Annotated in this window: 14 protein-coding genes; 13 read left to right on the forward strand and 1 reads right to left on the reverse strand. The window is 67.6% G+C overall.

Annotated elements, in window-relative coordinates:
• Nucleotides 1-589, reverse strand: a 589-nt coding sequence (locus VFS34_13405) for a mechanosensitive ion channel family protein (protein HET9795443.1), incomplete at its 3' end; no start/stop codon positions are given.
• A 102-nt stretch (nucleotides 590-691) separates the two neighbouring features.
• On the opposite strand from VFS34_13405, the gene VFS34_13410 reads away from it, so the two are divergent.
• From VFS34_13410 to VFS34_13470, 13 genes are all read left to right on the forward strand, one after another.
• Nucleotides 692-1,186, forward strand: a complete 495-nt coding sequence (locus tag VFS34_13410; GenBank protein ID HET9795444.1) for a TlpA disulfide reductase family protein — start codon at nucleotides 692-694, stop codon at nucleotides 1,184-1,186.
• Nucleotides 1,183-1,833, forward strand: a complete 651-nt coding sequence (locus tag VFS34_13415) for an outer membrane beta-barrel protein (GenBank protein ID HET9795445.1) — start codon at nucleotides 1,183-1,185, stop codon at nucleotides 1,831-1,833. Before VFS34_13410 ends, VFS34_13415 begins: the two co-directional genes overlap by 4 nt.
• Before the next feature lie 57 nt (nucleotides 1,834-1,890).
• Nucleotides 1,891-3,588, forward strand: a complete 1,698-nt coding sequence (locus VFS34_13420) for a VWA domain-containing protein (protein HET9795446.1) — start codon at nucleotides 1,891-1,893, stop codon at nucleotides 3,586-3,588.
• A gap of 7 nt (nucleotides 3,589-3,595) precedes the next feature.
• Nucleotides 3,596-4,330 carry a DUF2064 domain-containing protein gene (locus VFS34_13425; GenBank protein HET9795447.1) on the forward strand — a complete coding sequence of 245 codons (735 nt, stop codon included), beginning with the start codon at nucleotides 3,596-3,598 and terminating at the stop codon, nucleotides 4,328-4,330.
• Entirely contained in the window at nucleotides 4,327-5,841 is a 1,515-nt protein-coding gene (locus tag VFS34_13430) for an NAD(P)H-hydrate dehydratase (protein HET9795448.1), read from the forward strand. The genes VFS34_13425 and VFS34_13430 overlap by 4 nt, the downstream gene beginning before the upstream one ends.
• A 10-nt stretch (nucleotides 5,842-5,851) precedes the next feature.
• The gene (gene tsaE / locus VFS34_13435) at nucleotides 5,852-6,289 is read left to right on the forward strand and encodes a tRNA (adenosine(37)-N6)-threonylcarbamoyltransferase complex ATPase subunit type 1 TsaE (GenBank protein ID HET9795449.1); all 438 of its coding nucleotides are present in this window, start codon (nucleotides 5,852-5,854) and stop codon (nucleotides 6,287-6,289) included.
• Nucleotides 6,286-6,891, forward strand: a complete 606-nt coding sequence (locus tag VFS34_13440) for a DUF502 domain-containing protein (protein HET9795450.1) — start codon at nucleotides 6,286-6,288, stop codon at nucleotides 6,889-6,891. Before tsaE ends, VFS34_13440 begins: the two co-directional genes overlap by 4 nt.
• On the forward strand, nucleotides 6,888-7,745 hold the full coding sequence (locus tag VFS34_13445; GenBank protein HET9795451.1) for a tetratricopeptide repeat protein: 858 nt from the start codon (nucleotides 6,888-6,890) through the stop codon (nucleotides 7,743-7,745). The genes VFS34_13440 and VFS34_13445 overlap by 4 nt, the downstream gene beginning before the upstream one ends.
• 4 nt (nucleotides 7,746-7,749) lie before the next feature.
• Nucleotides 7,750-8,484, forward strand: a complete 735-nt coding sequence (locus VFS34_13450; protein ID HET9795452.1) for an energy transducer TonB — start codon at nucleotides 7,750-7,752, stop codon at nucleotides 8,482-8,484.
• 41 nt (nucleotides 8,485-8,525) lie between these two features.
• A complete protein-coding gene (locus VFS34_13455; protein HET9795453.1) occupies nucleotides 8,526-9,203 on the forward strand; it encodes a MotA/TolQ/ExbB proton channel family protein in 678 nt (225 codons plus the stop codon).
• Between the two features lie 25 nt (nucleotides 9,204-9,228).
• Nucleotides 9,229-9,651 carry a biopolymer transporter ExbD gene (locus VFS34_13460; protein HET9795454.1) on the forward strand — a complete coding sequence of 141 codons (423 nt, stop codon included), beginning with the start codon at nucleotides 9,229-9,231 and terminating at the stop codon, nucleotides 9,649-9,651.
• 28 nt (nucleotides 9,652-9,679) lie between these two features.
• Nucleotides 9,680-10,117 carry a biopolymer transporter ExbD gene (locus VFS34_13465; protein HET9795455.1) on the forward strand — a complete coding sequence of 146 codons (438 nt, stop codon included), beginning with the start codon at nucleotides 9,680-9,682 and terminating at the stop codon, nucleotides 10,115-10,117.
• A 70-nt stretch (nucleotides 10,118-10,187) separates the two neighbouring features.
• Nucleotides 10,188-10,462 (forward strand): sodium/proton-translocating pyrophosphatase (locus VFS34_13470; GenBank protein HET9795456.1); only part of this gene is annotated, 275 nt, incomplete at its 3' end.

The following is a 10,462-nucleotide window of genomic DNA, read 5'->3' on the forward strand; positions in this document are numbered from 1 at the left end:
CGATCCCCACCGGCACGTGGACCCGCGCCCGCGGCGTGCGGCTGTAATTGACGATCTTCTTGGCGACGACCTCGCTGTTGGGGAGGATGACGTCGTTGCCGTCGACGTCCTCGAGGATCGTCGACCGGAGCTCGATGTGCCGGACCCATCCGGCCGTCTCGCCGATCTCGACGTCGTCGCCGAGCGCGAACGGCTTGTCCCAGAGGATGATCAGGCCGGCGATGAAGTTCGCCATCGTGTCCTTGGCCGCGAGACCGACGGCGAGGCCGGCGACGCCGAGTCCCGCGAGCATCGACAGCACGTTGAACCCGAGCTGCGACGCCGCCATCAGCAGGCCGATCCCGAGGACGACGTATTTCAGGAGTTTCCGGAGGATGTCGGCGGCGAGGAGGCTCGTTCGCGCGGAAAGGCTCCGGTTGAGCAGCCGGAGCAGGACGCGGTGCAGCCCCCAGAAGATCAGGAGGACGATCACGGCGCCGAGGAGCGACGGCAGGAAATCCGCGAGCTTGACCAGGACGGCCTTGATGAACGTGTCCAGCTTGTCGTCCCATTGCGAGACGGCGGGCAGCGCGCGGGGATCGATGCTCAACGGACGGATTATAGATGTCGAACGCGGCGCGCGGACGGTATCCTCCGTGAAGGGAAAGAAATAAACTCGGGCGCGACCGCGTTCCGACTGACGGGAGACTGTATGAAAGCGAAGCTCGCCGCCCTCCTTCTTCTCGCCGCCGCCGGCGCGGCGTCGGCCGCCAAGCCGATCCCTTTTCCGGACCTCGATCTCGAAGGAAGGGACGGAGGCGGCATCCGGGTCTCCCAGCTCCGCGGCAACGTGGTCCTGGTGAACTTCTGGGCGACCTGGTGCGGTCCCTGCCGCGCCGAGCTCGCCCTGCTCCGGGACCTCTACAACCGTTACAGCGACCGGAACTTCACCGTCCTCGCCGTCAACGTCGATTCGGACCGAGAGCGCGTCGCGCCGTTCCTCAAGGCGCAGAACCTGTCGCTCCCGATCTATTACGCCAACCCCAGCGACGCCGCCGTGATGACGTCGCAGGGAATTCCGACGAGCTTCATCGTCGCTCCCGACGGCACCCTCGAGAAGGCCTACGTGGGCTACTCGCCGGAGATCGAGAAGGAGTGGATGGAGCGCGTCGACAAATACGCCAAAAAGAAAAGGGGGTCCAAATGAAACCGAAGACAGCCGGTCTCGTTCTCGCCGCCGCCCTCCTCGCGCTCGCGCTCCCCGGCGCGGCGAACGCCCAGATCCGCGAGAACACCGTCGAGATCAGTCCGTTCTACGGGTATCTCTGGGGGGGCGAGTTCGCCCACGGGTCCAACTCCCTGTTCAACGAGCGGGTCGACCTCGACGACCACGACACCTTCGGCGGGCGCATCGGGTACAACGCGACCGAAACCTTCCAGTTCGAGTTCCAGTGGTCCCGCACCGACACCCACTTCATCACCCATGACTCCGGAGACCTGTTCGGCCCCGGGGGCGAACGTCTCGGCGACCTTCGCATCGACTACTGGATGGGCTACAGCACGTTCAACTTCGGACATCGCCGCGTCGTCCCGTACGTCACGATCGGGGCGGGAGTCGCGCACCTCCACCCGTCGGGAACCGCCGTTCCGGCGAGCGACGATACGCGCTTCACCGGCAGCCTCGGGGGAGGCCTCAAGCTCTTCGTCAATCCCCATTTCGGCTTCCGTTTCGACGGCCGGGGCTATTCGACGTATCTCAATGCGGACAACGGCTGCGACCATCATCACGACAGCTGCGGCAGCCACTGGCTGACCAACGGAGAAGCCTCCGGAGGGCTGATCTTCGCCTTCTGATCCGGTTCCGCGGTGACGAAGCGACCCTCGCGCGGCGCGAAGGATAGAATGCGGAGAATGTCTCGTCTTCGGTTTTCCGCGATCGCGGCCGCCGGTCTGGCCGCGGCGGGGGCGCTCTTCGCCCAGAAGACGCCCCCGCCGAAGGTCGCCGAGCTCCCGCCCCTCTCCGAGAACGTCACCGTCGCGGTCACGAACGTCGAGGTCGTCGTGACCGATTCGAAGGGGAAAAGGGTCCCCGGGCTCAAGAAGGAGGATTTCCAGGTCTTCGAGGACGGGATCCCGCAGGCCGTCACGAATTTCTACGCCGTGACCGGCGGACGCGCGATCCTCGCCGACGGCAGCGCGGTTTCGCTGACGACCGCCGAAAAGCCTTCCGCTCCGGAGGAAATCCCGGCGACGCTCAAGGCGAAATACGTCATCTACGTCGACAACCTGAACATCCATCCGCTGCACCGGACCCGCGTCTTCCGGAGCGTCTACGACTTCATCGACAAGGCGATCGGGCCCAACGCCGAAGGCATGGTCGTGACCTTCAACCGCTCCCTGAAGATCCGGCAGCGGTTCACTTCCGAGAAGGGTCTCCTGATCGGCGCGCTCGAGCAGGTCGCGGGCGAGTCGGGCGGCGGCCAGACGCTGGTGCAGGAGCGCGAGGATGCCCTGCAGAAGATCAACGACGTCAAGACGCAGGGAGAAGCGATCAACTACGCGCAGCAGGTCGCCCGCTCGATGGACGACGACCTCCGGTCGTCGCTCGACGGGATCAAGACGACGATCGACGGCCTCGCCGGAGTCGAAGGCCGCAAGATCCTGCTCTACGTCTCGGACGGACTCCCCCAGGTGGTGGGGCAGGAGTTCTTCGACACGATCCAGACGAAGTTCCGGGCTTCCGCGGCGGCGACCGAGGCGTTCACGTTCGATCGTTCGGCCTCGTACCTCGCGCTCGTCCGCGAGGCGAACGCGCAGGGCGTGACCCTTTACACGATCGACGCGGCGGGACTCCAGGCGGACGAGAACGTCACGGCGGAGCGGGCGACGATGGACAGCCGGCCGTCGACCTTCTTCCTGCGCCAGAACTACCAGGAGCCGCTCCAGACGCTCGCGCGCGAGACCGGCGGGATCGCCGCCATCAACACGAACGATCCGACGCGCGAGCTCGACGAGGTCGCGAAGGACTTTTCCGACTTCTACTCGCTCGGCTACCGATCGACCCGCGGCGCCGTCGACCGGCCGCACCAGATCGAGGTCAAGGTCAACCGGCCCGGGCTCCGGGCGCGCTACCGCTCCGGCTACATGGAGAAGACCGTCGAGACGCGGACGGCCGAGGCCGTCACGGCGGCCCTGACCTATCCCCGCACCGACAACCCGCTCCAGTTCACGATCGCCGTGGGCGAGCCGAAGTCGTATTCCGCCGAGAACTACCTCGTGCCGGTGCGGATGTCGATTCCGCTCGAGAACGTCACGATGGTCCCCGACGGGGACGACTACCGGGGGCGCCTCTACATCTATTTCGTGGTGCTGGACTCCGACGGGAAGCAGTCCGACCTCCAGATCCGACCGCTCGAGATCAAGGTGCCCCTGAAGTCCTACGAGTCCGCCCGGAAGAAGACCTACGGCTACGACGTGCAGCTCATCATGATCCCCGGCGCGCAGCGCCTCTCGGTCGCCGTTCGGGACGGCGTCTCGAACGCCGTCTCGTACGCCCAGAAGGGCGTCTTCGTCTCGGTCCTCCCCGCGGAGAAGAAGGCGGGGTCGTAGGACCTCGATGCCGCCGCGCCGTCCCGATTCCCTCCCCCCGCGCGCCCACACCGCCCTCATCCTCTTCGCCAAGCGCCCCTTCCCCGGACGCGTGAAGACGCGCCTGGCCCGCGCGATCGGCGCCGAATCCGCCGCCGCTCTCGCGGAAGCCTTCCTGCGGGACGGCGCGGCGCGCTGGAGCGCGATGCCGGGGTGCGCTCCGGTCGTCGCCGCCGATGCCCCGGACGACCCGTTCTGGGAGTCCGTGTTCCCGGCGCCGTGGCGAATCGAACCGCAGGGAGAAGGCGATCTCGGGGCCCGGCTCTCGCGCGCCTTCGCGCGGGAACTGGGCCGATTCCCGCGCGCCGCCGCGATCGGCGCCGACCATCCCTCGCTCCCGTCCGTCGAGACCGGCGCCTTCCTGCGGGAGGAGAACGCGATCTGGCCGGCGCGCGACGGCGGCTACGCGGCGATCCTCCTCTCGCGCGGCGCCGCGGAACGGCTCGCGGTCGACGGCGCCCCCGCCGCCTTCCTGTTCGAGGAGATCGCCTGGTCGACGCCGCGGGTCCTCGCCCAGACGGTCGCCCGAGCCGAGTCCCGGGGCGTGACGCTCACGCGTTTTCCCGACACCGACGACGTCGACGTGCCGGCGGACCTCGACCGCCTCGCCCGCGAACTGGCCTCGCGGGACCGGTCGTCGCCCGACTTTCCGAGCCGCACGTGGGAGGTCCTCCGGTCGATCCGGACGGAAGCGCGGGCGTGAGGATCCTCACCTCCGCCCAGATGGCCGCCGTCGACCGGGCGGCGCAGCGGAAGGAGAAGATCCCGTCGCTCTTCCTGATGGAGCGCGCCGCCGAGGGGATCGTCTCTCTCGCCGCGGACCTCTTCCCCGGCGCGCGCCGGGTCGCCGTGCTCTGCGGGCCCGGGAACAACGGCGGGGACGGGCTCGCCGCGGCGCGCATCTTCCACGCGCGCGGAATCGCCGCCACGATCGTGACGCTGGAGAATCCCGAGCGCTTCCACGGGGATGCGCTGGCCAACTGGAAGGCCGCGCGGGAGCGGGAGCTCCCCGCCGTCCCCGCGCGCGCCGCCGGCCGGCCGATCGCCGACGCGGACCTCATCGTCGACGCGCTCTTCGGCACCGGGCTCTCGCGCCCGCTCGGCGGCGCGGCGCGGCGGCTGGTCGAGGCGGCGAACGCCTCCGGCCGGCCCATCGTGGCGGTCGACGTGCCGTCCGGCCTCTCCGGCGACCGCGGCGACGTTTTCGGACCCGCGATCCGGGCCCGGGCGACCGGCGCGATCGCCGCGTTGAAGTACTGCCACGCGCTCTACCCCGCCCGCGTCCTCTGCGGCGAGATCGCGATCGTCGACATCGGCATCCCCGAGGCCCTGATCGAGACGCGCTCCCACCGTTTCGCGATGATCGCCCGCGACGCGGTCGCTCCGCTCTTTCCGCGCCGCGACCCCGCCGCCCACAAGGGGGACGCGGGGCGCGTCGCGATCGTCGCGGGAAGCCGCGGCAAGGCGGGAGCGGCGATGCTCGCGGCCCTCGGCGCGCTCCGCGCCGGAGCCGGCCTCGTCACGATCGCCTGTCCGGAATCGGTCGAGCGCGGATTCCTCGCCCGGCTGCCCGAGGCGATGACGCTGCCCCTTCCCGAGGAGGACGGGGCGCTCTCCCGGGACGCCGCCGACGCGCTGCGCCCGCTCCTGGAGACGTGCGACGCGGCTGCCGTCGGGCCCGGCCTCGGCACCGGGGAAGGCGCCCGCCGCGCGGTCCGCGCCGTGATGCGGTCGCGGGTCGCCGCCCTCTTCGACGCCGATGCCCTGAACGCCTTCGCCGGAAACCCCGGAGCCTTTCGCCGCAAGGCGGCGACGGTGATCACGCCGCATCCCGGCGAAGCGGCGCGGCTCCTGGGGTCGTCCGCGGCCGCCGTCCAGAGCGACCGCCCCCGGAGCGCGGCCGAGCTCGCCCGCCGGTCCCGGGGGGTCGCAATGCTGAAGGGCGCCGGCACGATCACGGCGTCTCCCGGGGGATTTCTCTGGCTCAACCCGACCGGGTCTCCCGCGCTCGCCAAGGGCGGGAGCGGCGACGTGCTCGCCGGGGTCGGGGCGGCCTTCCTGGCCCAGGGACTGGAGGCCGCGGACGCGGCGGTCGCGGCGGCGTTCGTCCACGGGCTCGCCGGCGAGGCGGCCGGCGAGGAACGCGGCGAGCGCGGGACGCTGGCGTCGGAGGTCGCCGACGCGGTCGCCGCCGTGCTCCGCTCGTTCGAATAGGATCGCGCCCGTGCATTTTCCGGCGCGGTTCGAATCCGGAGGGGAAGAAGAGACGCGCGCCGTCGCGCGCGACCTCGCGGCGGAGCTGCGCGCCGGAGACGTCGTCGCGCTCTCGGGCCCGCTCGGGAGCGGGAAGACGGTCTTCGTCCGCGGCCTGGCCGAGGGACTCGGCGGAGAGGCGAGGGCGGTCGCCTCGCCGACCTTCGCGATCCTCCACGAGTACGACTGCGCCCGCGCGGCGTTCGTCCACCTCGATCTCTACCGGATCGCCGACGAGGAAAAGGAGCTCCGCGAGATCGGCCTCCCCGACGTCCTCGCGGGCAAGATCGCGGCGGTCGAATGGCCGAACCGGAGCGCCGCGCGGCTCCTGCGATTCCGCTATCGCGTGTCGATCGAGGGGCCGGCCGCCGCCCGCCGCACGATCCGGATCGACCGGGAGGACGCGTGAACGCGCTCCGGCGGAGCTTCGTGACGGGCATCCTGACGCTCCTCCCGCTCGCCCTGACCTACTGGTTCTTCCGGTTTCTTTTCAACCTGTTCGACGGCCTTCTGGGCCCGGCCGCGGATCGGGCGATCGGCCGTCACGTGCCGGGCGTCGGGCTCGTGGTTTCAATCTTGCTCATCGTCGCGGTGGGAGCGGTCGCATCGAATGTTGCGGGCAAAAAAATTCTTGCTTACGTCTCGAAAATTCTAGAGAATACGCCGCTGGTCAAGAGCGTCTACACTGCGTCGCGACAAATGGTTACGGCGCTCTCGCCCGGGGGCGGGGGTTTGAAAAGAGTGGTGCTGATCGAGTACCCCCGACGGGGGGTGTACGCGATCGGGTTCGTGACCTCCCGGATGGACTGGACGTCTCCCGCCGGGGGCGATCGAAAATGGGTTTCGGTGCTCGTTCCCGCCGCGCTCAACCCGACGAGTGGGACCGTCGTCGTCGTTCCGGAGGAGGAGTTGCTCGATCCTGGCTTCTCGGTCGAGGAAGGGGTTAAACTGGTAGTTTCCGGCGGGTTCGTATCGCCGGAAAAGAAAAACGCAGGAGCGAACCGCGAATGAAACCGAACGGGTCCATCGGGCGCAAGACCTGGACCGTCTGTGGTCTGGCGATCCTGCTCACCACCGCGGCGTGCAACAAGTTCCAGTCCCGAAGCGAGATCCGGGCGGGCAACGAGCTCTTCCGCGTCGGCAAGTACGACACGGCCCTCGCCAAGTACGACCATGCCCTCCAGCTCGACCCGGGCGAGAAGAAGATCTACAAGAACATCGGCCTCGCGTACATGGGGCTGTACCAGCCGGGGTCGAAGCACCCCAAGGATCTCGAGTACGCGCAGAAGGCCATCGACTATCTCAAGAAATACGTTCAGGCCTTCCCCGACGACAAGAAGACGCCGGAGTACCTCGTCACGATGTACCTGAATTCGGGACGCATCGACGACGCTCTCGCCTTCTTCCAGGCCTACAGCCAGCAGCACCCCCAAGACGCCAAGGCCAAGGAGACGATGGCCAATCTCTATTTCCAGAAGGCGGACTTCCCCAACGGCGTCCGGATGATGGAAGAAGCGATGCGGATCACCGGCCCGAAGAAGGAAACCTACGAAACGATCGGCGCCCAGGCGTGGGACAAGGCCCACAACTATCCCGACCTGAACGACGAACAGCGCCAGCAGGTGATCACGCAGGGCATCGACGCCGAGAACAAGGCGCTCGCGATCGACGCCGAGTACCCGGAGGCGCTCGCCTTCATCAACCTCCTCTATCGCGAGCAGGCGAAGCTCGAGCAGAAGACCGATCCGCAGAAGGCGGCCGAGGACTTGGCGAAGGCCGACGAGTACCGGAACAAGGCGATCGAGATCAACAAGAGGAAGGCCGCGGAAAAGGCGGCCAAGGGCGCGGCGGCGACGGGGAAATAGAAGAATGTTCGAAAACCAGCTGATCGAATCGCAGCACCGGAAGGGCACGGGAAAGAAACCGCTGACGTTCGTCGTCTCGCTGATCATCCACGCGCTCGTGATCGGAACGGTCGTCGCCGCTTCGCTCTGGTTCGTGGAAGAAGTTCCGGAGCCCCCGATCCCGGTACAGTTCTACGCCGCGGCTCCCCCGCCGCCGCCTCCCCCTCCGCCGCCCGCGGCGAAGGCCGCGCCGCAGAAGGCCCAGCCCAAGCCCACGCCCCAGATCCCGCAGCGCGTGATGGCGCCGACGGTGATCCCCGACGTCATCCCGCAGCCGCTCCCGGCGCCCGAGCCGGTCGAGGCGCCTCCGGGAGAAGGCGTCGAGGGGGGAGTCGAGGGGGGAGTCCCGGGAGGCGTCGTGGGCGGCGTGATCGGCGGAACGAAGGGGGGCACCGGAACGGAAGTGGGCGCCCCTCTCCGCGTCGGCGGTGACGTGAAGGCGCCGATCCTGAAGGAGCGCGTCGAGCCGGTCTACCCGGAGCCCGCGAGGAAGGCGCGCATGCAGGGCGTCGTCATCCTCGAGGCGATCATCACCGCGGACGGAACGGTTTCCGACGTCAAGGTCCTGAAATCCGTCAACCCGCTTCTCGACGCCGCCGCCGAGCGCGCGGTGTCGCACTGGACCTACCGCCCGGCCACGCTGAACGGGCGCGCGGTCTCCGTGTACCTGACGGTCACGGTCAACTTCCAGCTGCATTGATTGTCGCGCGTGCGCATTAAGATGAGGAGGATTTTTTAATCATGTTGGAAATTTGGAACCAGATGAGCTGGATCGCCCGGGGGGTGGTGATCATCCTGGGACTGCTGTCGATCTACTCCATCACCGTGATGATCGAGCGTCTGATCGCGTTCGGAAAGGCGAAGAAGCAGTCCCTTCTCTTCGCGCGTCAGGTCACGACGTTCCTGAAGCAGGACAACATCGCCGGCGCGATCGCCGAGTCGAAGAAGTACAAGGACAGCCACCTCGCGCGCGTCGTCTCGGCGGGGCTCTACGAGTTCCAGTACGAGGTCCAGGCGGGAACGATGAACGTCGCCGGGCACGACGTCGTCGAGGCCGGCAAGCGCGCGGTCGAGCGCGAGGCGCTCATGGTCACGGCCGATTTCAAGCGCGGGATCGGCGGTCTCGCCACGATCGCGACGACGGCGCCGTTCATCGGCCTGTTCGGAACGGTCATCGGCATCATCCACTCCTTCGAGGGGATCTCGAAGGGCGGCGGCGGCAACCTGGCGAGCGTCTCCGGCGGCATCGCGGAAGCGCTCTGGACGACCGCCCTCGGTCTCTTCGTGGCCATTCCGGCGGTCTGGATGTTCAACTACTTCATGAACAAGATCGAGCGCTTCCAGGTCGAGATGTCCAACTCCGCGTCGGAGCTCCTCGACTATTTCGTCAAGAAGCAGGGAGCGGCCCGGGCTTCCTAGGCCGGGCGAACCCAGGGGAGGATCCATGGATCTCGGTGGCGACAAGGGAAATATCCGGAGCGAGATCAACGTCACGCCGCTCGTCGACGTCTGCCTCGTGCTGCTGATCATCTTCATGGTGGTGACGCCGATGCTCGGCACCGGCGACATCACCCTGCCGCGGACCGACCAGCCGTCGAAGAAGCCCGAGGACGAGAAACAGATCGTCCTGAACGTGAAGTACGGGAATCCTCCCATCCTCGGGATCGGCGACCAGGTCTATTCGCGCGCCGATTTCGAGAAGATTCTCGACGAGGACTACCAGCGCAACTCGACGCGGCCCGTCGTCATCAAGGCGGACGCGCGGCTGGCGTGGAAGGACGTCCGCGACGTCATGCGCGTCGCCAAGGACGCCGGCTTCGAGAACGTCGGCCTCATCACGGACAAGAAGCAGAAGCCCGGGCAGTAGCCGCACGAGCGCGAGGGAGATACCGAACATGGAAATGGGAAAAGTCGGCAGCGTTCGGAGCGAGATCAACGTCACCCCGCTCGTCGACGTCTGCCTCGTCCTCCTCATCATCTTCATCGTCATCCAGCCCATGACGCAGATGGGCTACAACGCGACGATTCCGCCGAAAGCGCCGCCGACCAGCATCGCGACGCCGCCGCCCGACCAGATCGTCGTCTCGTACACCGCGGACCGGAAGATCTATCTGAACAAGCAGGAGATGACCCAGAGCTCCCTCGTGACCCAGCTCGGGCAGATCCTCGAGAACCGCCGCGAAAAGGTCGTTTTCTTTTCCGTCGACGACAATGCGAACTACGGCGACACCATGACCGTCATGGACGCCGTCCGGAACTCGACCGGCTACAAGGAGAGCGCCGAAGAGGGCGTCAAGATCGGCATCGTGATGGAGCCGGTGCCCGTCCACTGAATCCGCCCCGGTTACGGAAAAGCAACGTTGACGGGCCCGCTCGGCGGGCTCGTTTTGTGAGGAGCAGACAATGACCTGGGAAATGCCGATCATCTTCCTGTGTTCCGCCGGCGCGCTCGTCTTCGCGTGGGGGCTGGCTCGCTGGGTCCTGAAGCGCGATACCGGAACCCCGGCCATGAAGGCGATCTCCGACGCGATCAAGGAAGGCGCCGAAGCCTTCATGCGGAGGCAGAACCGCACGATCGCGAGTCTCGCCCTCGTCCTCGCGGCCGTCATCTTCGTCCTCTACGCGTTCGCGAAGGGCGACATGAAGCTCGCGGCGACGACGACGGTGTCGTTCATCCT

This window comes from Thermoanaerobaculia bacterium (genome assembly GCA_035717485.1).
Taxonomy (GTDB): domain Bacteria; phylum Acidobacteriota; class Thermoanaerobaculia; order UBA5066; family DATFVB01; genus DATFVB01.